27 protein-coding genes and 1 pseudogene are annotated in these 24,585 nt (G+C 42.5%); 20 read left to right on the top strand and 8 right to left on the bottom strand.

Annotation, left to right across the window (positions count from 1 at the left end; genetic code table 11):
• Positions 1 to 94: 94 nt before the first annotated feature.
• Both MHH79_RS18670 and MHH79_RS18665 read right to left on the bottom strand, forming a co-directional pair.
• Entirely contained in the window at positions 95 to 2,863 is a 2,769-nt protein-coding gene (locus tag MHH79_RS18670) for a DEAD/DEAH box helicase (protein WP_340034807.1), read from the bottom strand.
• Positions 2,850 to 4,460, bottom strand: a complete 1,611-nt coding sequence (locus MHH79_RS18665) for an SWIM zinc finger family protein (protein WP_123373678.1) — start codon at positions 4,458 to 4,460, stop codon at positions 2,850 to 2,852. The genes MHH79_RS18670 and MHH79_RS18665 overlap by 14 nt, the downstream gene beginning before the upstream one ends.
• A gap of 203 nt (positions 4,461 to 4,663) precedes the next feature.
• On the opposite strand from MHH79_RS18665, the gene MHH79_RS18660 reads away from it, so the two are divergent.
• The 16 genes and pseudogenes from MHH79_RS18660 to MHH79_RS18585 all read left to right on the top strand — a co-directional run bounded on the left by MHH79_RS18660 (position 4,664) and on the right by MHH79_RS18585 (position 15,813).
• Positions 4,664 to 4,807 carry a hypothetical protein gene (locus MHH79_RS18660; RefSeq protein WP_003242876.1) on the top strand — a complete coding sequence of 48 codons (144 nt, stop codon included), beginning with the start codon at positions 4,664 to 4,666 and terminating at the stop codon, positions 4,805 to 4,807.
• Positions 4,808 to 5,040: 233 nt separating this feature from the next.
• Positions 5,041 to 5,787 (top strand): protein-tyrosine kinase activator TkmA, encoded by a 747-nt coding sequence (gene tkmA, locus MHH79_RS18655; protein WP_015384852.1) that lies wholly within the window; start codon positions 5,041 to 5,043, stop codon positions 5,785 to 5,787.
• Positions 5,777 to 6,493 carry a tyrosine-protein kinase PtkA gene (gene ptkA / locus MHH79_RS18650; protein ID WP_042975530.1) on the top strand — a complete coding sequence of 239 codons (717 nt, stop codon included), beginning with the start codon at positions 5,777 to 5,779 and terminating at the stop codon, positions 6,491 to 6,493. The genes tkmA and ptkA overlap by 11 nt, the downstream gene beginning before the upstream one ends.
• A gap of 49 nt (positions 6,494 to 6,542) precedes the next feature.
• On the top strand, positions 6,543 to 7,307 hold the full coding sequence (locus MHH79_RS18645; RefSeq protein WP_251217757.1) for a tyrosine-protein phosphatase: 765 nt from the start codon (positions 6,543 to 6,545) through the stop codon (positions 7,305 to 7,307).
• 194 nt (positions 7,308 to 7,501) lie between these two features.
• Positions 7,502 to 8,824, top strand: a complete 1,323-nt coding sequence (uglF, locus tag MHH79_RS18640) for a UDP-glucose 6-dehydrogenase UglF (protein WP_124072657.1) — start codon at positions 7,502 to 7,504, stop codon at positions 8,822 to 8,824.
• 222 nt (positions 8,825 to 9,046) lie between these two features.
• The gene (locus MHH79_RS18635) at positions 9,047 to 9,832 is read left to right on the top strand and encodes a YwqG family protein (RefSeq protein ID WP_340034806.1); all 786 of its coding nucleotides are present in this window, start codon (positions 9,047 to 9,049) and stop codon (positions 9,830 to 9,832) included.
• Between the two features lie 58 nt (positions 9,833 to 9,890).
• Positions 9,891 to 9,998 carry a hypothetical protein gene (locus tag MHH79_RS18630; RefSeq protein WP_157799621.1) on the top strand — a complete coding sequence of 36 codons (108 nt, stop codon included), beginning with the start codon at positions 9,891 to 9,893 and terminating at the stop codon, positions 9,996 to 9,998.
• A gap of 216 nt (positions 9,999 to 10,214) precedes the next feature.
• A complete protein-coding gene (locus MHH79_RS18625) occupies positions 10,215 to 10,637 on the top strand; it encodes a DUF5082 family protein (RefSeq protein WP_024572844.1) in 423 nt (140 codons plus the stop codon).
• An 8-nt stretch (positions 10,638 to 10,645) separates the two neighbouring features.
• Positions 10,646 to 10,906: a YwqI/YxiC family protein gene (locus MHH79_RS18620; protein WP_024572843.1), complete on the top strand. Its 261-nt coding sequence runs from the start codon at positions 10,646 to 10,648 to the stop codon at positions 10,904 to 10,906.
• 18 nt (positions 10,907 to 10,924) lie between these two features.
• Complete coding sequence (locus MHH79_RS18615) at positions 10,925 to 12,736, top strand: T7SS effector LXG polymorphic toxin (RefSeq protein WP_340034804.1); 1,812 nt, start codon at positions 10,925 to 10,927, stop codon at positions 12,734 to 12,736.
• Between the two features lie 7 nt (positions 12,737 to 12,743).
• Positions 12,744 to 13,262 (top strand): hypothetical protein, encoded by a 519-nt coding sequence (locus MHH79_RS18610; RefSeq protein ID WP_046340273.1) that lies wholly within the window; start codon positions 12,744 to 12,746, stop codon positions 13,260 to 13,262.
• A gap of 13 nt (positions 13,263 to 13,275) precedes the next feature.
• On the top strand, positions 13,276 to 13,485 hold the full coding sequence (locus MHH79_RS18605; protein ID WP_309530037.1) for a hypothetical protein: 210 nt from the start codon (positions 13,276 to 13,278) through the stop codon (positions 13,483 to 13,485).
• 131 nt (positions 13,486 to 13,616) lie between these two features.
• A pseudogene (locus MHH79_RS18600) lies at positions 13,617 to 13,925 on the top strand (transposase); the annotation flags it as partial.
• A 332-nt stretch (positions 13,926 to 14,257) separates the two neighbouring features.
• Complete coding sequence (locus MHH79_RS18595; protein ID WP_031601064.1) at positions 14,258 to 14,602, top strand: hypothetical protein; 345 nt, start codon at positions 14,258 to 14,260, stop codon at positions 14,600 to 14,602.
• Between the two features lie 12 nt (positions 14,603 to 14,614).
• Positions 14,615 to 14,968, top strand: coding sequence for a hypothetical protein (locus MHH79_RS18590; protein ID WP_015483790.1), 354 nt, complete (start codon positions 14,615 to 14,617; stop codon positions 14,966 to 14,968).
• A gap of 131 nt (positions 14,969 to 15,099) precedes the next feature.
• Positions 15,100 to 15,813 carry an endonuclease V gene (locus tag MHH79_RS18585; protein ID WP_309530038.1) on the top strand — a complete coding sequence of 238 codons (714 nt, stop codon included), beginning with the start codon at positions 15,100 to 15,102 and terminating at the stop codon, positions 15,811 to 15,813.
• A gap of 131 nt (positions 15,814 to 15,944) precedes the next feature.
• Here MHH79_RS18585 and chrA read toward each other — a convergent pair whose 3' ends face one another.
• From chrA to chrS, 3 genes are read right to left on the bottom strand one after another with little or no spacing between them, the layout of a single operon-like run.
• Positions 15,945 to 16,481 (bottom strand): chromate resistance efflux protein ChrA, encoded by a 537-nt coding sequence (chrA, locus tag MHH79_RS18580; RefSeq protein ID WP_021480764.1) that lies wholly within the window; start codon positions 16,479 to 16,481, stop codon positions 15,945 to 15,947.
• Positions 16,478 to 17,071: a chromate efflux transporter subunit ChrB gene (gene chrB / locus MHH79_RS18575; protein ID WP_047183308.1), complete on the bottom strand. Its 594-nt coding sequence runs from the start codon at positions 17,069 to 17,071 to the stop codon at positions 16,478 to 16,480. Before chrB ends, chrA begins: the two co-directional genes overlap by 4 nt.
• A gap of 13 nt (positions 17,072 to 17,084) precedes the next feature.
• Positions 17,085 to 17,561 carry a chromate efflux transcriptional regulator ChrS gene (gene chrS / locus MHH79_RS18570; RefSeq protein ID WP_014478181.1) on the bottom strand — a complete coding sequence of 159 codons (477 nt, stop codon included), beginning with the start codon at positions 17,559 to 17,561 and terminating at the stop codon, positions 17,085 to 17,087.
• Between the two features lie 213 nt (positions 17,562 to 17,774).
• Between chrS and ggt the strand changes: the two genes are divergently transcribed.
• Positions 17,775 to 19,352, top strand: a complete 1,578-nt coding sequence (ggt, locus tag MHH79_RS18565) for a gamma-glutamyltransferase (protein ID WP_322839806.1) — start codon at positions 17,775 to 17,777, stop codon at positions 19,350 to 19,352.
• Between the two features lie 4 nt (positions 19,353 to 19,356).
• On the opposite strand, the gene MHH79_RS18560 is transcribed toward ggt, so the two are convergent.
• The 3 genes from MHH79_RS18560 to MHH79_RS18550 all read right to left on the bottom strand — a co-directional run bounded on the left by MHH79_RS18560 (position 19,357) and on the right by MHH79_RS18550 (position 21,251).
• On the bottom strand, positions 19,357 to 19,692 hold the full coding sequence (locus MHH79_RS18560; protein ID WP_322839807.1) for a DUF4181 domain-containing protein: 336 nt from the start codon (positions 19,690 to 19,692) through the stop codon (positions 19,357 to 19,359).
• A gap of 177 nt (positions 19,693 to 19,869) precedes the next feature.
• A complete protein-coding gene (locus MHH79_RS18555) occupies positions 19,870 to 20,487 on the bottom strand; it encodes a flavin reductase family protein (protein ID WP_015384839.1) in 618 nt (205 codons plus the stop codon).
• A gap of 173 nt (positions 20,488 to 20,660) precedes the next feature.
• Positions 20,661 to 21,251 carry a spore gernimation protein GerQ gene (locus MHH79_RS18550; protein WP_251217752.1) on the bottom strand — a complete coding sequence of 197 codons (591 nt, stop codon included), beginning with the start codon at positions 21,249 to 21,251 and terminating at the stop codon, positions 20,661 to 20,663.
• Positions 21,252 to 21,392: 141 nt separating this feature from the next.
• On the opposite strand from MHH79_RS18550, the gene cotH reads away from it, so the two are divergent.
• From cotH to MHH79_RS18535, 3 genes are all read left to right on the top strand, one after another.
• Positions 21,393 to 22,481 carry a spore coat protein CotH gene (cotH, locus tag MHH79_RS18545; protein WP_047183303.1) on the top strand — a complete coding sequence of 363 codons (1,089 nt, stop codon included), beginning with the start codon at positions 21,393 to 21,395 and terminating at the stop codon, positions 22,479 to 22,481.
• A gap of 128 nt (positions 22,482 to 22,609) precedes the next feature.
• On the top strand, positions 22,610 to 23,818 hold the full coding sequence (locus MHH79_RS18540) for a hypothetical protein (protein WP_063334778.1): 1,209 nt from the start codon (positions 22,610 to 22,612) through the stop codon (positions 23,816 to 23,818).
• Positions 23,819 to 23,877: 59 nt separating this feature from the next.
• Positions 23,878 to 24,555: a DUF2642 domain-containing protein gene (locus MHH79_RS18535; protein WP_100505908.1), complete on the top strand. Its 678-nt coding sequence runs from the start codon at positions 23,878 to 23,880 to the stop codon at positions 24,553 to 24,555.
• The last annotated feature ends 30 nt before the right edge of the window (positions 24,556 to 24,585 follow it).

Here is a 24,585-nt window from a genome sequence, read left to right as displayed (position 1 = left end):
TGATAACCGGCGTAACGGATTTTTTGGAAATTCGGCGTGACGGCTATGTACGGAAAAAAGCTAGCTCTTTTAGAGCCAGCTTTTTTAGTCATGATTATTGCGCTGTAGCGCTTAATGTAAACAGTTCTTCGAGCTCCTGTGTGGAAAGCTCGGTAATCCAGTTTTCACTTTGGATAATTTGATCGTTCAGGGTTTGCTTGGATTCAAGCATGACATCAATTTTTTCTTCGATTGTTCCCGTCGTAATCATTTTATGAACGTGGACAAAGCGCTCCTGGCCTATGCGGTATGCACGGTCAGTCGCTTGATTTTCAACCGCCGGGTTCCACCATCTGTCATAATGGATGACGTGATTGGCGGCGGTCAAATTAAGTCCGGTGCCTCCAGCTTTGAGTGAAAGAATCAGTGTCGGATATTCTTTCCTCTGAAATTTCTCAACAAGTGTATCCCGCTCTTGCTTGGAGAGACTCCCATTTAAAAATTGCACAGGTTCCCCGAACGTTTTTTCAAGCAGCCGCTTCATCATGTTCCCCATCTGAATGTATTGCGTGAAAATTAGGCAGCTTTCGTTTTGGGCGCGGATCGCTGTCATCAGTTCCAGCAATTTTTCGAGCTTGACTGATCTGCCGGCAAGCAGCTCGGTTTGCTCTTCCTTTAAATAAAGCGCGGGATGATCGCATATTTGCTTGAGCCGTCCAAGCATGCTGAGGATCAGCGCTTTTCGCTGCATGCCGGTCAGGGATGTCATATGGTCAAAAGTGTCTTTAACGAGCTGCTCATAAAGGGATGCCTGCTCGGCTGACAGCGGGATAAATTCTTTTTCTTCCAGCTTCTCAGGAAGATTAAGCGCGACCTCTTCATCCCGTTTCGTCCGGCGGAGAAGGAATGGCCGGATTAATTGCTGAAGCTGTCCGATTCTCTTTTCGTCCCGGTCTTTTTCGATCGGCAGCACATAGCGTTTATGGAAGCCGGTCAAACTGCCGAGGTAGCCTTTATTCATAAAGTCAAAAATGGACCACAGCTCAGTCAGTCGGTTTTCCATCGGCGTGCCGCTCAGCGCGATATGGTGAAGCCCCTTCAGCTTCCTGATTGCGCGTGATTGCTTCGTATGCGCGTTTTTAATATTTTGCGCTTCATCAAGGCAGATCGTGTTCCATGTCACAGAAGAAAGCTCTTCAGTATCGGCATGTGACAGTCCATATGAAGTGAGCACCACGTCTGCGTTTTCATAATGCGCGGCGAAATCATCACCCTTTAGCCGGCGCGGCCCATAATGGAGCGCGACAGACAGATCAGGGGCAAAGGTTTGAAGCTCCCGCTGCCAGTTGCCAAGTACGGATGTCGGCGCAATAATCAAATGAGGCGTTTTTTGCCGGCCGCTTTCCTTCACGTGAAGGAAATAGGCGATCATTTGAATCGTTTTCCCAAGCCCCATATCGTCAGCCAGACAGGCGCCAAAACCGCTTTCCCGCAGAAACAACAGCCAGTTCATGCCGTATTTCTGATAAGGGCGGAGCGTTCCTTTGAAAGAAGGACTGACTTCGTGTTCCGGCAGGTTTTCCGCGGCAGTGAGCTTTCGAATCAGTGACCTGAGCTGTTTAGACAGATCAAACTGAATGCCGGCGAAAGCGGATGTATCAATCAGATCCGAATCCTCAAGTCCGCCCTCTTGCTGATCCATTAGCTCGCGCGCCAGAATATCAGACATGTGGAGTCCCTCTGATTCTGCTTTTTCCATCAGGCGTTTCATCTGTTTGATAAACTGCGGATCGATTTTAACCCATTGCCCGCGGATATTAACAAGGCGCCTGTTGCTGGCGACAAGCTCATTAAATTCAGCCTCAGTCAGTTCAATTCCATTTGTCGCAAACCGCCAGTTGAAATCAAGCAGTGCATTCATGCCGACAAATGACTCGCCGCGCGGGGAGGAAGACACCTTTGCTTTCAGCATCATGTTGCTGTCTCTGACAATCTGCCACCAGGACGGCAGGAGGATTTCTACCCCCATATCGACAAGCGTCTCACTTGCTTCTGACAGGAAGATCCAGGCTTCTTCCTCCGAGATCAGCGTTGTCCCAGAATCAAACGACAGCCACGGAACCGTTCTGTGAAAGCGGTCCTGCTCACGCGCGATTTTATCGCTGTACGCCTGCCACGATTTTTTGAGGCTTTTCAGTCCGTCAAAGAATTCTACAGCGCCGCTCTTTTTATCGCGTAAAAACATCTCGATCTTCCATTCGTCTCCGTCAAAGTCTGGTTCATTTAAGCGCAAGCCGACAGTAAATGGAGATTGGTCGTCAATCCAGCCAATGCCTTCCAGAAAATCCTCTTCATCAAGAAAATGGCCGCGGAATGACGTAACCGCAGGCGATTTCTCCTTGATATGTTCCCATTTCTCCCGCAGGTCATCGTCGTATTGGATGTAATCCTGTACGGCAGCGGAAAACCATTCCGCAGTAAAGCCTTCCAGTATATTATCGCGGTCCTTCCAGCGAAAAACACCGTTTGTCCATGCGTCATAGTCAGGCAGAAAATCGCCGTCCGCGATAAATTCATAGATGGTCGATGCCGCCTCGATCAGCGGCTCCGTTTCTTCTGTAAGCTGCACGGAGCTGAATGAGTTGAACGAGTTTTTGCCGAGAAGCTCTACAGTCATCCATGGAGATAGCAGGACAGCAGTCGTCCCGATGAAGCTGACATCCTCTAGAAAGGTTCCGTAAAATGAGGATTCATGCCATTGGAACAAATGCTTTTTCATATGGCTGTAGGGAAGAGGCTGCTCATTTTCATCAAAGGCTGAGAGCGTAAATGACCCTTCTTCCATTTGTTCGACGTGGATGAGAATTTCTTTAAGACTCGCCATCAATCAACTTTCCTTTCTGCAGTTCTTCTTGAAGCGCACGCAGGCGCTTGTAATGCGAGCTCAGCAGCTGAATATACCGCTCCCACACCTTCTGCTTTTTCGCTTTTTTGTACAGGGTGCGCAATTTTTTCAAATACCGGGCGGCTTCCTTGTACGAGCTGCGGTTCTTCTGATCAATGAAAAAAGCCACTTCTCTATGGTAAGCCGGTATAAGCGCCTCAGGGTCGCTCGCTGCAATTTCCTTGAGCATCATTTTATCCATTTCATTGATGGAAAAGCCGACAAGGCTATGAATTTCAATCCACTCGGCATAGCGTTTTTTTTCATATAAATGATGGCTGTATTCTGTGAACGTATACGGCAGACAGCCCGCGGCAAAGCGCTCAAACAGCGCTTGATCATTGGTTTGCTTCACATAGGCATTCAACAGAAGGAACAGCTCGCCGATCACATCGCGAATCTCTTTAAACGGCTTATCCAGCTTCGTATAACCCATCGCAATTGGCTCAATTTGCTGGTACCATGTTTTAAGCCGTTTCCAGTCCTTCTTGGCAGTCATTTCACTCAGCCATTGGAATGTATAAGGGAGCGCTTCTGGCGGGAATTGATCTGCTTCCGCAAAAATAACGTCATCATTCTTTTGCAGGAATTCCAAATGCAGGCGGCCGAATTGTAATTCAGGAGAAAAACGCCGTCCGGCTTCTTTTTTCAAAATCTCCTGTTCGCGCGCCACCCATTTTGGTCGTGGCAGAAGTGCACTCCAAATTTCACCGAAGATGCGGATGCGTTCATATTGAAAAATTTCTTCTTTCAACAGCAAGTTTCGGATAACATCCGGTGTTTTATCCAAAAACGGATCAAGCGCAAAAGACAGCGCGTATGTTTTTAATTTATCAATAGAGCTGTAGATTGTATCCATCAGCTGTTCAACGTACGGATTGAGGGAATAAAAATCTTGCTCGGGGTTCAGCTTGCCCGCTTCAATCAATGTGAACATGCGAAGCCAAACCGCAATCGCGGAATGAATCTGGTATAGGCTTTTCAGCTCCGGCTTGTTCGGCGCATGTTTTTTTAATGCGGACAGGTAGCCGTAATAGAGGCCCTGCATGTTTTGGCTGCCTTCTGGCGTACGTGCCTGCCAGAGAGAAAACTCTGAATCAAAAAAAGCAAGCCAGCTTGAAAGCGATTCTTCATTAGGCAGCACCTTTTCCTGAAACTGGCGGCGGACGAGCTCTTTGCTTTCCTCAAGCTTTTCCCTCTCCAGCCAATACTCTGTAAAAGTACCCACTCGCTCGAACATTGCATATACATATAAAAACACAGCCAGCATATGGCGGCAGATTCTTCCGGACGGACATGAACAGCCGCTTTTGACTATGACAAACAAGTTCAATGTGACCCGCACAGGCACAACATCCTGCACGTAAGCCGTAACTTCCGTCGGACTCACTGCTTGTAAACGATAGACTGAATCCTGCCGATATAAAATAAGGGCTTTTTTGATCAGCTGAACATTTTCCTCATTGTAAGGAAGAAGTTCTTTTAGCTGTTCAGCAGACGCCAGCACATCGTCTTTGGAAATCATATTCTGAAGCATGATTATCGCTCCTAACCGAGTCACGTAATAAAAAGATCCAATTTCTCTATTATATCGCAACACATCGGCCTTAAAAAGTTTTTCCTAAAAAAGGACATAAAAAATGGAATGTGTCGAATGATGTATTAGAGATTGCAAATTGATAACCAGCATCATATAATAATCGTGTTTTCAACTTAATGGAAGCTGAAAGGAAAAAAAAGATGAGTGAAAAGAAATTGAATCAAGAAGAATTTCTGAAAATTTTGATGCATGCACATGAAATTGGTGAGCAGTCATCTGAGATGACGACGAAGGAAATGCTTGAAAATTTGATTTCTCATATTAAAAATGGATATGCAACATAAAAATCCCGCACGCCTTTAGCGGGATTTTTTTATGCGAGATTACGTGACTGCACGAATAAGAGAAAATGAGACAGCGCTGTCAACACGGTGAATATAGCGCTTACATAAAAAGTACTAACATAACGTATTGTAAAAAAATGTCGAATTATGTCACGTGAAAAGCTGGAGAAATGCGGTTTCAACGTTGTATAATCGTAGATGGAAAAGGATGTTATAAGAGATTTGGAGGTATCATGGGAGAATCTACAAGCTTAAAAGAGATATTATCAACGTTAACAAAACGCATACTTTTGATTATGATTGTAACCGCAGCTGCCACTGCTGCCGGCGGACTCATTAGTTTCTTCGCACTTACACCCATCTATGAAAATTCAACTCAGATTCTGGTCAACCAATCGAAAAATGAACGAAAAGAAGTCCAATTTAACGATGTCCAAACCAATCTTCAGTTAATCAATACGTACAATGTCATCATTAAGAGCCCTGCCATCTTAGATGAAGTCATTAAAGAAATGGGCCTGTCGATGACATCCCAAGAACTGAATGACAAAATTACCGTATCCAGCGAACAGGACTCCCAAGTGGTCAACATATCAGTCAGGGATGAAAACGCGGAAACAGCGGCTCATATTGCCAATACTATAGCATCTGTTTTTCAAGACAAAATCACATCCATTATGAATGTTGACAATGTCAGCATTCTGTCAAAAGCCGAGGTTTCAGAACATCCGTCCCCTGTATCGCCAAAGCCGCTTCTAAACATTGCCATCGCGTTTGCAGCCGGATTGGCGGGAAGCATCGGACTGGCCTTCCTGCTTGAGCATTTGGATAATACGATCAAATCGGAAGAGCAGCTCGAATCCTTGCTGGACATACCTGTTTTAGGGACAGTTTCCACCATTGCGAATGAGCAGAAAACAACAAAGACCTTACAGGGTTTCCAATCTGAAAAAACGGGGAGTGGACATTTTGGCGCTTAGAAAAAGCAGAGACTCGTGGATGCGGAGAAATGTCATTGCAATGACAGAGCCGAAATCCTTGAACTCTGAACAATATCGGACGATTCGCACGAATATAGAATTTGCTTCAGTGGACCGGCAAATGAAATCAGTCATGATTACATCGGCTTGTCCGGGGGAAGGAAAATCGACAACGGCCGCCAACCTGGCTGTCGTATTCGCCCAACAGGGAAAAAAAGTGCTCCTGATTGATGCTGATTTGCGAAAACCAACAGTACATACAGCCTTTTTTCTTGAAAATACGGTTGGCTTAACATCTGTTTTATTAAAGAAAAGCTCTATGGAGCAGGCTGTACAAGCATCGAATGAAAAACATCTTGACGTGCTGACGAGCGGCCCGATCCCGCCAAACCCGGCCGAGCTTCTCTCCTCGAAGTGGATGAAGGAGCTTGCATACGAAGCGTGTGCGGCATATGATATGGTCATTTTTGATACGCCGCCTATTCTTGCCGTAGCAGATGCACAGATTTTAGGCAACGTGGCAGACGGTTCTGTTCTGGTTATTTCAAGCGGGAAAACAGAAAAAGAACAAGCCGCAAAAGCGAAAGAGGCGCTTGAAACGTGCAAAAGCAAGCTCCTTGGGGCGATTATGAACGGCAAAAAGCTTTCGAAGCACTCTGAATACGGATATTACGGAAACAAGGACAATTTCATGCAAAATAAATAACGTGCATCGTGCCCGTTATTTATTTTTGCGAAAAAAGGGGGGCTAGGACATGATCGATATTCACTGTCACATTCTTCCTGCAATGGATGACGGGGCAGGTGATTCGGCCGACAGCATAGAAATGGCAAGAGCCGCTGTTCGTCAGGGAATCCGGACGATCATTGCGACACCTCATCATAACAACGGTGTGTATAAAAACGAGCCAGCCGCAGTCAGAGAAGCAGCAGATCAGTTAAACAAACGTTTAATCAAAGAAAACATTCCTTTACATGTGCTTGCGGGACAGGAAATCAGAATCTACGGCGAGGTGGAACAAGACCTTGCCAAACAGCAGCTGCTTTCGCTGAATGATACAAAATACATCTTGATTGAGTTTCCGTTTGATCACGTTCCCCGATATGCGGAGCAGCTTTTTTATGATTTGCAGCTGAAAGGATATATTCCGGTTATCGCCCATCCTGAACGCAACAGGGAAATTCGCGAAAACCCGTCCTTGCTGTATCATCTTGTGGAAAAAGGAGCAGCATCTCAGATTACTTCAGGAAGTCTTGCGGGGACCTTCGGCAAGCAGCTGAAAGCATTTTCTCTCCGGCTGGTTGAAGCCAATTTGATCCATTTCGTAGCCTCAGATGCCCATAATGTGAAAACGAGAAATTTTCACACTCAAGAGGCTCTTTATGTTCTAGAGAAAGAATTCGGCTCGGAACTTCCTTATATGCTGACGGAAAATGCAGAGCTTCTCCTGCGGAATCAGACCATCTTCAGACAGCCTCCGCAACCGGTCAAAAGAAGAAAATTGTTTGGTCTTTTTTAACAGCCGATTCTCATTTCACCACTTTCTTTTTGAGAGCGATATAATAGTGTATTGTATGGTTGAATCACATTTCAGAAATCTGTACAGGCTGTACCCGACAGGCTATGCGGGAGATCATTCGCATTCATGATAGGATGTTCTCATACGATATTACGGAAGCTGCAAAGCAGCAATTTAACTGTTGGAGGGAAACAATGAATATAACAGTCATCGGAACAGGCTATGTCGGTCTTGTGACAGGTGTTTCTCTTTCTGAGATTGGACATCATGTAACCTGCATTGATATTGACGCTCACAAGATTGATGAAATGAGAAAGGGCATTTCCCCCATATTTGAACCAGGTCTTGAAGAGCTGATGAGAAAAAATACAGCTGATGGACGGCTGAACTTTGAAACGAGCTATGAGAAAGGCTTGGCACAGGCAGACATCATTTTTATAGCGGTCGGCACACCGCAGAAAAGCGACGGGCACGCCAATCTGGAGCAAATTACAGATGCGGCCAAACGCATCGCAAAGCATGTCAAACGAGATACAGTCGTGGTAACGAAAAGCACAGTGCCCGTTGGGACAAACGATTTGATTAATGGACTGATCACTGAACATCTAGCGGAGCCTGTCAGTATTTCGGTCGCATCCAATCCGGAATTTTTGCGTGAGGGGTCGGCGATCTATGATACCTTTCATGGTGACAGGATCGTGATCGGGACGGCCGATGAGAAAACAGCAAATACGCTGGAGGAGCTCTTCCGTCCGTTTCAAATCCCGATTTACCAAACGGATATCAGAAGCGCCGAGATGATCAAATATGCCTCGAATGCTTTTCTGGCCACTAAGATCAGTTTTATAAACGAAATTTCGAATATATGTGAAAAGGTCGGCGCCGATATTGAAGCAGTCGCATACGGGATGGGACAGGATAAGCGGATCGGGAGCCAGTTTTTAAAAGCGGGCATAGGCTACGGCGGCTCTTGTTTTCCAAAGGACACAAACGCCCTCGTGCAAATTGCCGGCAATGTCGAGCATGATTTTGAACTGCTGAAATCGGTTATCAAAGTCAACAACAATCAGCAGGCGATGCTGGTTGATAAAGCGCTGAACAGGCTCGGCGGGGTGACGGGAAAAACGATTGCCCTTTTAGGCCTGTCATTTAAACCGAATACGGACGATATGAGGGAAGCGCCGTCAATTGTTATTGCAGACCGTCTCGCTGCGCTCGACGCCCGTATCAGAGCCTACGATCCCATTGCAGTTGGTCATGCAAAGCAAGTTCTCCCGAAAGCTGTTGAATATAAAGAGACGATCGAGGAAGCTGTCAAAGGGTCTGACGCCGTCATGATTTTAACCGACTGGGCTGACATTAAACAATTTCCGTTAGCGGCTTATCAGGATTTGATGGAAACGCCGCTCATATTTGACGGCAGAAACTGCTACACATTGGATGAGGCTTTGGCTGCAGGAGTGGAGTATTATTCTGTCGGACGGAAGGCAGTTGTTCCGTCAGGTGCAATTCAATAGTTGAACAAGAAAGGCTGGTTGCGCACCAGTCTTTTTTTCATCTATTGCGGGGTGCTGAATACATTTGCTACTATTTAACTATTGTTTGGAAAATTATACAGAAGTAGGGCTTCCGTAAACAATAGCTTGAGAAAGTGGAAAAAAACATTAAAGAATAAAAGAAAAACTAGAGAACAAGATCTGCTAAAGTCAATTGGAGATGCCGGAAAAGGAGAGAATCTGATGAATCATCTGCCCGAAAAAATGAGACCGTACCGCGACTTGCTGGAGAAATCAGCGAAAGAATACGTGAAATTGAATGTCCGAACAGGGAAAACAGGACGATATGACAGCAAAATTGCGGGTGATCCCTATTTTCCCAAGCATGAAACATATCCGACTGACGAAAATGGACAGCCGATGAAGCTTCTGGCGCAGATTAATTTCTCGCAAATTCCCCAGCTTGACGGCTACCCTTCTTCAGGTATCCTGCAGTTCTACATTTCTCTTCATGATGACGTCTATGGACTGAATTTTGACGATCGATGTGAACAAAAGAATTTCAGAGTGATCTATTTTGAAAATATCATAGAAAACGAAGACGAGCTTGTTTCAGATTTTTCATTTATTGGCACAGGCGAATATGATTTTCCGATTTTATCAGAAGCGGCAGTCGAGCCTGTGAAATCTTCGGAATGGGTGCTGCCTACAGATTTTCAATTTGAGCAGTATACGGACATGGAAACAATGGAGTTCTTTGGTCAGTTCGGCGAGGATGAAGAAGACATTTATAATGAACTGGCTGAAAACGGATTTGGCCATAAGATCGGCGGATACGCTTCTTTTACCCAGCATGATCCGCGGGAATACGCATATAAAGAACACACTATCATGCTTTTACAAATTGATTCAGACGATGATATCGATTCAATGTGGGGAGACGTCGGCATCGCCAATTTTTTCATCACACCTGAAGATCTAAGGGAAAAAGATTTTTCAAACGTTCTGTACAACTGGGACTGCAGCTAATACAAGCTTTTGATCCAAAGGGTCACACCTGATCAGAAGCGGAAATGAAATAAGCCAAATGACAAAATCAGACGTGGCCGAACCGATGAAGAACATAAACAAGAACAGAGGCAGATCAACAGCATCTGTCTCTTTCAAGTGCCTTTTTAACTATGACTTTAGGTGATTTTATTTTATAAAACGTTTGCATTAACTGTATAACGAACAAAAACAAGATCAAATACCTACATTTCAAGAGCGTTATATGCCTAAATTAAGCCATTTACCCTATTTAAGCCGCCTTCTGGCTATTTTAAAATATAATATATGGAAATAAAGTATGGAAAAGTCTATCTTCATCAGCCCCTCCATACGACTTTTTGAGTATTAAGAGGTGATTCAGATGGGTTATGAAAGTATGCTGGCGGATATCAAAAGTTCGCTCAACGGAAAAATTTCCGACGTGGAAGACAAGATCGAAAAGCTGAAAAAAGCAAAAAAGGACATAGACACGCTGCAAGAAGAGGCAATCACTGAAATCAAAGAAATTGTAAAACCAGAATTGGGCAAGCATTGGACGGGAACAAAAGCCGATGATTTCGACAAGGGAAGAGAAGAGGCGAAATCGGAAGCATCTAAGATTGTGAATGATAAATATAACGAGTATATGGCTTCGATTCAGATGGAGATTATTCAGTTGGAATCTATGAAATTTTTCTATGACAAAGAATTAAAGCTAGCGAATTTTGCTGGTCATACTCTTGCTAAGGGTGAAGAATTCTTGGAGGATGCTGTTAATCAAATTAAATCTATTAAATTGTGGTGATCTTTTTTATGTCAGAAATTAAATTGAAATACGATGCTGTAATCAAAACATTAGAGTCTGTCAAAGATGCGCTTGCTGACGTATCAATCGGCGCCGCGGGGTCCAATGGAAAAAACAAACTCGATTATACGAAAAAATATCATGAGCGTGAGGAGAACATCAAAACCATGCTCGGAGATTATAAAAAAGCGGTACAGAAAAATATCGAGGATACAAAGGATAATGTAGATTCACTTAAAGAGCAGGACGAGGCGATAGCGGTAAAATAGAAAAGAAAGGGCAGTGCGATGAGCAAAGTATTTGAATCACAGTCGTTAATCAATGAAGCGAAGAGCAGAAAAAAGCAATATGAGACGCTTGAGGAGCAGCTGAATACGCTGAAAAAAGCGTTTCAGGGAGTTGCCGATTTAGGCGATAATTTTAAAGGCAAAGGCGCGGACAATATTAAAGATTTCTTTCAGGGGCAGGCGGAAATCGTAGACAGCTGGCTGACGCTTGTCTCTGCTCAAATTGCGTTTTTAAACGGCATTTCAGGAGATATTAAAGATCAAGAACTGAATGATTCATATGTAGAAACTTCTTTTTTAGATCATGAGCTGCCCAATGGAGACCTGAAAGCCTCAGAGATAGTCTCCGCCCATAAAGAAGAAATCGATTCTATTTTGTCAGGCATCAGCGATATTATTGACCTCGACAGGTATACGCTTGACGACTATGCAGATAAGATGGGCGATGCCCAAAAAATCAGACGTGACACGATTACGGCAGTCGATAAGCTTGATGAATCCCTGACAACTGAATATCAAAATTTAGAATCTCTGGACAACGCAGTGCTCACCAAATATTCCGTTCTCATGCAGGCCACCAGCAACGGGAAGAGCGCTTCTCCTATGTACTATGACAAAAAAGCCTTCCACAACAATGAAGTCTACAAAAGCGTCATTGAAGTAGAAAATCAAGGAACAACCTATATCGATGCAAAAACCCAGCAAGCAGAAGCAAGACGGCTCCAGGAAAAAGCCGAGGAAGAAGCAAACAAACCGTGGTACGAAAAAACATGGGATGGAGTTTGCAACTTTACTGGAGAAGTCACTGGCTATTATGATTATAAAAGAGCAACCGAAGGCGTTGATCCGGTTACCGGAGAAAAACTCTCCACCGCAGAACGTGTGACAGCAGGAGCTATGGCCGCAGCCGGATTTATACCAGTCGTCGGCTGGGCAGGCCGTGCTTTCAAAGGCGGAAAAGCCATCTACAAAACCGGAAAAGCAGCTATCGCTGCTGAACACGCATTAGACGCCTACAAAACAGGCAAATCCTTAGACATTCTCAAAATGACAGAAATGGGCGCATACGGCCTTGTTACGTCAAATGGATTCACAGAAGCCGTCACGGGACGGGATATGTTTGGAAACAAAGTGTCTGAGGAGAAGCGGAAAACGGGTGCGCTGGAAGCGGCATTGAGTTTGGTTGGTGCTGGTGCATTGGCGAAGTCGGTTGACAATACGCTATCGATGGGAAGAAATCTTGATAAGAGTTATTCTTTTTCTAAAATTAAGCAAAGTGGTCATATAAATAAAGAACAGATTGTTACTTCGACTGGCCATACATTTGACTTAAAGCCAGAGAAGAAACAATTATATACGAAGAAAGTAAATAATGATAAGTTACAATCAAGTAAAAAATCTGTCGATCCTGTCGAACAATCAGTAAGTTATTACAGAGTTCAAGGAGGAGGAGCGGGAAATAAAACAAGTCAGTATAGAATTAAAGTAAATAGTGATGGAAGCATTGCTATTCCTATTAAAAATGCTGATTTAAACATAAGTGCTTACAATTTAGAACACGCTAAATATTATCGAGATGTAGCAAGACCAGGCGGAGAAATTGTAGAATTTAAGGTACCTAAAGAGGTTGATGATTTAATCAAGGAGACAGTAATTGATCAGTATGGATATACTAAAAACCCTCGTAACCAGGGGAGAACTGCTCCAAAGCTTGTTGATCCTACGACACCGGGAGTTAGTTATGAACTTCCGGCGGAACCATGGATAGAGTGGTTAGAGGAATATGGGCATTCAGCCAAAAAAATAGAATGAGAAAGTGGTGTTTTCGTTGTTATTAAAACCGGAGTATGCCCAAAATATAATAGTCGGGGTAAAGACTTCTTCTCAATTCTCATGGTATCTAACAGAAAGAGATGTTTGGATACTAGATATCATAAAATATAAAGAAGCCTATGAAAAAAACGGGTTTAGTTTTGATATGGACTTTGCTCTTTCTCTAAGAAATAACATTTCAGTTGTAAATGAAGATAATTATCGTCTTTATTTAAAAGAATATACTGACTATATTATCCCGTCTTCAGAATTAAAGAAGTTAGTTGAACATCAGGATTATGAAAGTACTATTCTAGAATTAAGGCCATCATTATATATAGACTTTAATCAAAAAATGCTTCTTTCGCTGTATCCTGAGTTATTACCTTTTGAAAATTATGTTCCTAATAATTGGACAGGGGTTCGGGAAGACTTTACTAGTTATATTCCTGAAGAGGATAGATACTGGATTTTTGATGATGTAAATTATATAGACAAAGTTTTTAATGAGAAAGAAAGAGAGTAAAGGAGAAAATAAAATGTCAAAAGATGATAGCTTGGTAATAATAAATGAAAGTTTTAAAAAGGAGGGTAGTGAAGAAGATATAGAAGGATTAACAATAATGATTGATGGGGTTATAAAGCAGGTTTTTAATAAAATTAGAAATGAAAGAAATTATAACAGTAATAATGAAGTTATGAGAGATATTATATTTGAAGGAATTAATAGTATTGTTAAAAAAACTTAAGGCATTATTAAAAACAAATAAACGCTTCGAGTTGGTTTGATTTTCTACCTTGATTGGCACTGAAGCCTTTCAAGGTTTTTTTATTAGTTTGTTGTCCACTGTTTTATATAGCGTAAATAAGTATAGGCTTTGAACGCGTCACAGTCGGCACCATGGCAGCCGGGTTTATACCAGTCGTCGGTTGGGCAGGCCGGGCCTTCAAAGGCGGAAAAGCCATCTACAAAACCGGAAAAGCAGCTATCGCTGCTGAACACGCATTAGACGCCTACAAAACAGGCAAATCCTTAGACATTCTCAAAATGACAGAAATGGGCGCATACGGCCTTGTTGCGTCAAACGGATTCTCAGAAGCCGTCACGGGACGGGATATGTTTGGAAACAAAGTGTCTGAGGAGAAGCGGAAGCAAGGGGCGCTCGAAGCGGCATTGAGCTTGGTTGGAGCCAATGCATTGGCGAAACACATTGATAAAGGCATCCCGCTTGCAACCCATTCAAAAGTTCAAACAGCTAACAAGACACTAGAAAAAGTAAAACAATTCAAAGTCCCAACAAACGTCCGCGTGTACGCAGAACGCCCAGTAACTCCGGATGGCTTCACTTTCGGAATTCCGACAGTTCGTGTAGATGTGGAAAAGACGGCTGTTAAGGATCTTGGGATTGTGAAGATGGTTAGTGATGGCAGTCGTAAGGGAAGATCTCATAGTCCTAACATTTCTGAAAATACGATAAAGTAGCGCACGATGGATATTATGGTCGTAAAGAATTTAGAACGATGCTTAATAATGCTTCGTTTACTCCGCATGGCCATAAACATGTTAAGGCTAAAACACCTGAAGAAGCAAAACGTTTTAGTATGACAGGTAAAAAAGCTGCTCAGTACTTACCAGATGTGAATAATAAAGCTTTAGAAAAAGAGGCACTTCTAAAAGGTCATATTATTGATAATGGAAATAACAACTATTATTTCATTTATGATGCAGGAAAAACAGTCGGTTATGATCTAGGTACACCAACAAGCTGGATTAGAGCGGAGTTTTCTGGTGGTGAATATCATGGTCATCCGATTGCTGGAAGTCGATTAGATAAGTATTTAAAGCAACTTGGTATTGATAAGTAATAGGAGGCTTTTATGAGAAAGATAAAAAAAATGCCAGAAATAAGTTTACAACCCTTAAGGATTCCAAAAGGATGGACCATAAATCAAAACAGTTTTAGAGAAATTGATCCGAAAAAACTAGCACCAGACGATGAAAAATGGTTGTTTTTTTCACAAGATTTAATGCAATTAACATACTCTCGTAAAAATTACTTACTTGATTTAGGTTGGTATCCAGATGCGGATGCTAATGGATTTTATCAACTAGTTATGATGCAAAATGAGGATTGGGATCAACCCATGTATGAATTTCAGACAAATAGCCATATTGAAATAGTTAAAAATATAGAATTTATATTAAACAAAGTTACGAATAATGAAATGTAGTTAAACATTTAATTAAAACTATTAATAAAGTTTGTAGAACCTGGAGTTGTAAGTTTTCAAACAATTTTCAAAGTGAAAATGAATACAAAGAAAAACAGACACTAGTTAACAGGAGGTAGGATTGATTTTAGATGCATGTTAAACAAATACATTCTTTCAACCTAAACAGAGAAAAATTTGTAAAAACACAACAATCCCTTATCCATAAAATCAACCTATCCCCCACGATCCATCCAGACTCCATCAACACCTGCGCAGGCGTCGACCTGGCCTATTGGGAGCAGGATGGAGAACCGTACGGGGTGTGCAGTATTATCGTGATTGATGCTGATACAAAAGAAGTCATTGAAAAAGTGCACAGCATGGGGAGAATCAGCGTGCCGTACGTTTCGGGTTTTCTTGCGTTTCGCGAGCTGCCTTTGATCATCGAGGCGGCGAAAAAGCTGGAGACGGAGCCGGATGTCTTCTTGTTTGATGGCAACGGATATCTGCATTACAACCATATGGGCGTTGCCACCCATGCGGCTTTTTTTCTCAATAAGCCGACGATTGGGATAGCGAAAACCTATCTCAAAATCAAAGGCTGCGATTTCGTGACGCCTGAAAATGAAGTAGGTGAATACACTGATATTATCATTGACGGCGAGGTATATGGACGGGCGCTGCGAACGCGGCGGGATGTGAAGCCTATTTTCTTGTCTTGCGGAAATAACATTGATTTAGAAAGCAGTTATCAAATTACGTTGAGCCTGCTTAATCAAGAAAGCAGACTGCCGATTCCTGTCCGCCTGGCTGACCTTGAAACACATGTTTTGCGAACGTTTTATCAGAAAAATCACGTGTAAAACTTGCAGGCCGGAATCTGCAAGTTTTTTTAATGATTTCTATATACAGGACAATCTGTGAATGAGAGGAACCATATATCAAACGACATTTCTGGGCCAAAATAAAAAAGCACCTGTCCAGGTGCTTTTTTCTATAAATGAGGGATCACAAGGCCCCCATATAAAAACGCCGCGATAATCAAAAATGCCGGATGCATTTTGAATTTTGTCATGGCAAGGAGCGAAATTCCCGCAATCACGATCGATTGGACCCAGCCAATCGCTTTGATGCCGTCTGCGCCGATTTGCCAGGTAAGAATGAGCATCATGACCGCGATGACAGGCTGGACGGACAGCGTCATGCCTTTGATGACAGGTGATTGGCGGAAGCGCTGGATGATGCGCAGCAGGACGATCAATGCGAGCGCCGACGGTACGACGGTTGCGATCAGGGCAATTAGGAAGCCGGGCCACCCGCCTGCGCTGTAGCCGACATACGCAGCGATTTTCGTGGCGATCGGGCCCGGCAAAGCGTTCGCAAGTGCGAGCATATTTGAGAATTGATCGTTTGAGAGCCAGCTGTATCTGTTTACGACTTCTTCAAACATTAGCGGAATAGACGCAGGTCCGCCGCCATATCCCAGTAGGTTTGCGATAAAAAACGCCATAAATAAATAGATCGATATCATGAGGCTGACATTCCTTTATCTTTTGAATGTTTATTTGTGATTTTGTCTTTCAGTTTAAAATGAAACGCCCCGTACGCTAAGAAAATGATAATGACAAGGCCGGGATTAATCTGTAAAGTTTGCAGGCCGATAAAAGCGATGATAAAAAACAAGATGCCGGTGACCCAGCCGAAACCTTTAAGCGCTTTTTGGCCAAACTCGTACGCCATGATTCCGAGCATTACCGCAATTACCGGCGTGACGGCACCAATCATGCCTGCAACAATTGCTGAATGGCTTAACACATTTACAGCCGCAAACAAGCCCACCATCGCAAGACATGTAGGCAGAATGTGGGCGAGGGTCGCCACAATTGCACCTAATGTGCCTTTTAGCTTAAAGCCCAGATAAGCAGCCATTTTGGTGGCAATCGGTCCGGGAAGCGCATTAGCGATTGCTAATATTTCTCCGAATTCATCATCGTCAATCCATTTATACTTATTGACCGCTTCATGGCGGATCAGTGGAATCACGGAAGGTCCGCCGCCGAACCCTAATATGCCGGTGCGAACCATTGCGGCCGTCATATCCCGATAAGGATGGTTTTTCATTCGTTTCTCTCCTTTACAGCTTCATTCCCATACGGCTTTTGTATCGTTTGATCAGCATCTGGCAATCAACACTGACGACGCCTCGCAATGGATACAGCCGTTTTGTTAAAAATTCTTCCATTTCTTGATCGTTGGCAAAGATCCCATGCATATGCAGCTTGCTTGGGCCTGTCATGTGATAAAGGCTGGTGACCGCAGGCTCTTCCTCAAGCTTAAGAGCGACCTCTTCTAAAAATTGCGGTTCTACCTCGACATTGAAAAACACGGAAACATGAATGCCGATTTTAGCGGGATTGATGACAGCGGTGAATTTTTCAATAACACCGGCTTCAATTAATTGGTTGATACGGGCCTGGACGGCGACCCGTGACAAATCGACTCTTTTGCCAAGATCCGTATAAGAAATTCTGCCTTCTTCATGCAAAATCGTGAGAATTTGTTTATCAGTCTCATCAAGTACAAGGTTGGGGATTTGATATTCATGACTCAATTGCTCCACCTGCTTTCGTAGCCTTTTAGACATCATTTTACCATAAAAATTACGTTTCGAAATTATAATTTTTCATTTGTTTTCGAAATGAATGTAAAAACATCTTATCATTTGCGAAAGGAAGAAAGTTCGTCAGTTTTTCTGCCGGATCAGTAGATGTAAAAAATCAGGCTCCCTATACTGAAGAAAATTTCTTAAAAAAGGGGACTTGTGATGAACAAATCTGTCATCGGTACAAAGCAAATGGTCGTCAGTCCGCATTACCTCGCTTCTCAAGCCGGAAACCGCATACTGGATAAGGGAGGCAACGCGTTTGACGCCGCTGTTGCGGTGAGTGCTTGTCTTGCGGTTGTGTACCCGCATATGACCGGACTTGGCGGGGATTCCTTTTGGCTGACCTTTCACCAGCAAACAAAGGCAGTAAAAGTCTACAATGGCAGCGGCCGTTCAGGAAAAAACGTAACGAGAGATGTATATAAGGGAAAAAGCGCGATTCCGCTGCGGGGAATTGACAGTGCCATTACCGTGCCGGGAATGGTTGATAGCTGGGATGCGGTCCTGAAGGAGTACGGGCGTCTGTCTCTTGCAGATGTATTGGAACCCGCACGCGATTATGCCCAAAATGGGTTTCCTGTATCAGCTGATCAGTGTCGTCACACAGAAAAGAATATTGAATTGCTGGCCTCCACGCCTTACACGGCTGACATCTTCACGAGAAGGGGCAAAGCACCTGTCCCGGGAGAGCGGTTTGTGCAAAAAGAGCTTGCAGACAGTCTGAACTTGATTGCTAAAAAAGGAAGAAGCGCATTTTATGAAGGAGATCTCGCTCAGCGGATTGTCTCACATTTACAGAATAACGGCAGTTACATGACAATCGATGATTTTAAAGCGCATCGGGGTGAGTGGGCAGCGCCTGTATCAAGTGATTATCGAGGATACAGTGTGTATCAGGCGCCGCCGAATTCTCAGGGATTTACCGGTTTATTAACACTGAACATTTTGGAAAACTATGATTTCACCCAAATCGAACACGGTTCATTTAAGTATTATCATGTGCTTGTGGAGGCATTGAAAAAGAGTTTTCTAGATCGGGATGCCGTCCTGACTGATCCGGCGTTTGCAGACATTCCGCTTGAAAGGCTTTTGGACAAACGTTATGCAAAACAATTGGCAGAAGAAATCGGCTATCTCGCAGTACCGGCAGAAAGCAGGCCGGTGGGAAGTGATACGGCATATGCGGCCGTAATCGATGCGGATGGCAACGCAGTGTCATTCATCCAAAGCCTGTACTTTGAATTTGGCTCGGCAATCACTGCCGGTGATACAGGCATATTACTGCAAAACCGCGGATCATTTTTCTCACTGGATGAAAATCATGTCAACATGCTTGAACCGAGAAAGCGTACCTTCCATACGCTGATGCCGGCTATGGTCTGTAAAGGCGGAAAGCCGAAAATTCTGTACGGTACACAAGGCGGCGAAGGCCAGCCGCAGACCCAGACGGCCATCATTACCCGAATGCTGGACTACGGAATGCATCCACAGCAGGCAATCAGCGAACCGCGCTGGGTATGGGGCAGAACGTGGGGAGAGGAATACGAAGGTCTCAGAGTTGAGGGCAGATTCACAGACAAAACAATCCAAAAACTGAAAGACAGCGGACATCTCGTGGAGGTTGTCGGTGACTATGATCCGCTGATGGGACACGCGGCTGCAATCAAAGTTGATGAAGAAGGCTTTCTCCAAGGCGGAGCCGATCCTCGGGGAGACGGAGCGGCTGTGGGGATTTAAATAACTAGAGGATACAAATATAAATCAAAAGCGCAAACATAAGGGAGACCTCTACAAAGTGGTACATATACTGTTTATCTTCAGGTCTATAATGCCACTCCATAAAAATTCGTATTGAGTCAATCACAATAAAAAATAAAAGAAGCAAATATTCAACTGGAAAAAAGGAGAGTGAAAACACAAACAAAATAAGTAAAGTGATTACGATCCATTTGTGTGTATTGCTGACATGCTTATATCGCCAGCCGGATTTATCAATACCGTATTTTTTCTTTATAAAAAATTGAGAGACGAGACTGATGGTAATAGCGATCAGCATTAAAATCCAAAAGTTTGTCATTCCAATTCCTCCTAATCTACCTTTATACGAAGAAAAAGGAAAAACGTTTCACAAAAGAACAACCCGAGCTTACTCTGGGTGTTCTTTTTTTTGATATTTTTTCAGTTTTTTACAGGCGATATTTTGTAATCATAAGGTCTTTTTGACTAGTTTCTTCTATTTAAATAGTCCTTCTCTTCAGCTGGGACGAATCAGTGTGAATTCTTCTCCGAGCTTGGCATAGTGATTTCCCGCCAATCGTGAGGCAGGCTTTAATTCGTCCGTTAAAATATATCCCTTTTCTGCATCATACACCTTTTCATCTAGGTGGAAGCAGACAACTCTTCCGATGAGCAGATCTGCTGTAGTGACGCCATGATCATTGTCAAAGGTAATATGCCGCTCTAATTTGCACTCAAAGCGAACGCGGGCTTCCTTAATGCCGGGAACTGAAACAGCTTTGCTTTCAACAGGATGAAGCGAGGTGCGTGTAAGCTCGCTTTCATCCGGCCTTAAGCTTGCAGCTGTTTCATTGATATCTTCAATGATGGCTTCATCACTGACATGAACAACAAATTCTCCGTTCTCCACTGCGTTTCGCGCTGTATCTTTTTGGCGTCCTTCCGTCCTGTTAACAGAAATACTGAGAAGCGGAGGATCTGAGCTGACGACGTTATAAAAACTGAAAGGCGCGGCATTGACCGCTCCTCCTGAAGAAAGTGTTGTTACAAATGCAATGGGACGGGGAATAACGGTACCTGACAATAGCTTGTATGTGTCTTTGGCACTAAGCTGATCAGCTTGAAATATGTACATAGCAACAACCGCCTTTATCGTTAGGATACCTTGATTATAACGAAATGGTTTAAAGGAAACCAAATGATGCGGGTTGCATATGTTATGTCATGACATATATCTAATACAGGGCAAATAAAAAAATAGGCTTCCGTACCTCCGCCGGCAGCCTATTGAAACAATGAAAACTTAGATTATTTGTATTTCTTTTTGACTACCCAGCAATTGCCGTCTTTCCAGTATTCTTTTTTGCTGTCATAATCATCGTGTTTTTTGTAGTGTTTCTTATGGGAACGATATGATTTTTTGTGAGTGCGGCATGATTTTTTAAAGCTGCGAGATCTTTTGTGTGAGCGACATGACTTTTTAAAGCTGCGAGATCTTTTGTGAGTGCGGCATGACTTTTTAAAGCTGCGAGATCTTTTGTGAGTGCGGCATGACTTTTTAAAGCTGCGAGATCTTTTGTGACTGCGAGATTTTTTGTGGCTGCGGGATCTTTTGTGAGAACAGAATGATTTTTTGTGGCTGCGAGATCTTTTGTGAGAACAGAACGATCTTTTGTGGCTGCGAGATCTTTTGTGAGAACAGAACGATTTTTTGTGGCTGCGAGATCTTTTGTGAGAACAGAATGATTTTTTGTGGCTGCGAGATTTTTTGTGAGTGCGGTGCGACTTTTTATGACTGCGTTTTTTTCCATGAGGCTCTTGGTATAAATAATCCTTTAAACCTTCTTTTTTTGCGGATTTCACCGCTTCTTTGATGTCAGAATGGGAATAGTGGCCCAATTTGAAATCCTCCTTTTAAAAATGATGTTAAGGATGAAGATCCTTACTACCCTCATAGTACGCGCGGTTTTAAAAAGTGTATAAGTGTTCCGCTGAGATCTTATAAAAATAAAAGCCTAAAATTTGTAAGGAGGATTATGGATGAAGAATCAATCCAATTTACCGCTTTATCAGCTGTTTGTTCATCCAAAAGATTTGCGTGAATTAAAAAAGGATATATGGGACGATGATCCGGTGCCAGCTGTGATGAAGGTAAATCAAAAAAGGCTGGATATTGATATCGCTTATCGGGGATCACATATCAGAGACTTCAAAAAGAAGTCATACCATATTTCCTTTTATCAGCCGAAAACATTCCGCGGCGCGCGAGAGATTCACTTAAATGCGGAGTACAAAGACCCTTCCTTGATGAGAAACAAATTGTCTCTGGATTTTTTCTCGGAGCTAGGGACACTGTCACCAAAAGCAGAGTTTGTGTTTGTAAAGGTGAATGGGAAGAATGAAGGGGTTTATCTTGAACTTGAATCCGTTGATGAATATTATTTGGCGAAAAGGAAGCTGGCTGATGGCGCGATTTTTTACGCGGTGGATGATGATGCTAACTTTTCTCTGATGAGCGATTTGGAAAAGGAAACGAAGACGTCGCTGGAGCTTGGATATGAAAAGAAGACAGGGACTGTGGAAGATGATTTTTATTTACAGGATATGATTTTTAAAATTAATACTGTCCCTAAAGCTCAGTTTAAGTCAGAAGTGACAAAACACGTGGATGTCGATAAGTATTTGCGCTGGCTTGCCGGTATTGTATTCACCTCGAACTATGACGGGTTTGTCCACAACTACGCATTATACAGAAGCGGGGAAACCGGATTATTTGAGGTGATTCCTTGGGATTATGATGCGACCTGGGGCAGGGATATCCATGGAGAGCGGATGGCTGCCGATTATGTAAGAATTCAAGGATTTAATACACTAACCGCCCGGATATTGGATGAATCCGATTTTCGCAAGTCCTACAAGCGGCTGTTAGAAAAAACGCTTCAATCTCTTTTTACGATAGAATATATGGAACCGAAAATAATGGCTATGTATGAGCGGATTAGGCCTTTTATCTTGATGGACCCATATAAAAAGAATGATGTTGAGCGTTTTGACCGTGAGCCGGATGTGATTTGTGAATATATTAAAAACCGTTCACAATACCTCAAAAATAATTTAAGTATTTTATGAATGTGTGAAAATAGGTATTCTGCTGAAAAAGCGACAATTAGGCTATTGAATTAGTTCAACAAATAAACGTGACACGTATATATGCAATATGTTTATCATCTATGTATAAGTGACTAGGAGGAACTTGAATGAGCAAGAGGAGAATGAAGTATCATTCAAATGATGAAATATCTTATTATAACTTTTTGCATTCAATGAAAGATAAAATTGTTACTGTATATCGTGGAGGTCCGGAATCTAAAAAAGGAAAATTAACTGCTGTAAAATCAGATTATATTGCTTTACAAGCTGAAAAAAAAATAATTTATTATCAGTTGGAGCATGTGAAAAGTATTACTGAGGATACCAATAATAGCACCACAACAATTGAGACTGGGGAAATGCCCGACGCTGACGATTTTCATAGCTTAATCGGACAATTAATGAACCAATCAGTTCAATTTAATCAAGGGGGTCCGGAATCTAAAAAAGGAAGGTTGGTCTGGCTGGGAGATGATTACGCTGCGTTAAACACAAATGAGGATGGGGTAGTGTATTTTAATATCCATCACATAAAGAGTATAAGTAAACATGAGCCCGATTTGAAAATAGAAGGACAGACGCCATCAGGTGTCTTGGAAGCTGATTATTTAAGCGAGGTTTTTAAGAGTCTGACTCATAAATGGGTTTCAATTAATCGTGGAGGTCCGGAAGCCATTGAGGGTATCCTTGTAGATAATGCCGACGGCCATTATACTATAGTGAAAAATCAAGAGGTGCTTCGCATCTATCCTTTTCACATAAAAAGCATCAGCTTAGGCCCAAAAGGGTCGTACAAAAAAGAGGATGAAAAGAATGAGCATCAAAATCAGGAAGACAGCGATGATACAGATCAAAAAGAAGAAGTGTACAGCAGTTCGTTAATTTCTTCAAAGCCATATAGCTCATCAAGTTCATCAAAATCATCCAAACGATCACTAAAATCTTCAGATTATCAGTCATCAAAATCATACAGCTCATCAGGTTCAAGGAGTTCATCAAAATCATCTAAACGATCATCAAAATCTTCAGATCATCAATCATCAAAATCTTACAGCTCATCAGGTTCAAAGAGTTCATCAAAATCATCTAAACGATCGCCAAGATCATCAGATTATCAATCATCAAAATCTTACAGCTCATCAGGTTCAAAGAGTTCATCAAAATCATCTAAACGATCACCAAGATCTTCAGATTATCAATCATCAAGATCACCAGGTTATTCAAGTTCCTTAAAAAGTTCAGGAAAACAAAAGGAAGATTATAGCTATGAAACGATTGTCAGAACGATAGACTATCACTGGAAACGTAAATATTAATAGATAATGGAGGAGCATCAGATTAAGTGATGCCCTTTTTCAGTTAAAGGAGGAGAATCGTGAAAGGTTTGAATCAATTCCTTAACACAGATGTTGAGGTTGTCATTTCAGGAGATACAAGGTTTGTCGGCACCCTTATAGATATCGGACAGGATATTTTTGTTATTTTTGATGGCTGCAATTATCTTTATATTCCCTTGTTGCATCTTCATCAAATGAACAAGGCGAAAATAGTGACCAGTACTGAGAAGCCATTTTTGATCAATCCGGAAGATCCAATGATAGAGGCAGAAACTCAAGCTTTTTCATATAGAAATACATTAAACAAGGTCAAAGGCCAGTTTATTGAAGTTTATGTAACTGGGGGTCGATCGATCCATGGGTATGTTACAAATGTTTTAAACGATTATATTGTATTTTTCTCACCTGTATTTAAAATACTTTTTATATCTATGCATCATTTAAAATGGTTTACCCCTTATTCAACTGAACAAACACCGTACACTCTTGACAACTCACAATTGCCTGTCGTGCCTTCCAAAGTTCCTCTTGTGCGTAATTTTGAGGAGCAGATCAAAAAAAATATTGGTGAATTGGTCATATTTGATATGGGAGAGGTGCCAGAAAAAGTTGGTCTATTAAAGGATGTCTCTAATAATATCATTGAGCTTATTAACGCAAATGGAGAGCCAATCATTTGGAAGTTAAATCATCTAAAGACAATGCATCTTCCCTAGTGTATGCAAAACTGCCCTCTTGAATAGCAG

The organism is Bacillus sp. FSL K6-0993, from assembly GCF_037977205.1.
Classification (GTDB): Bacteria; Bacillota; Bacilli; order Bacillales; family Bacillaceae; genus Bacillus; species Bacillus subtilis.
This window is presented reverse-complemented; position numbering and strand designations above follow the sequence as displayed.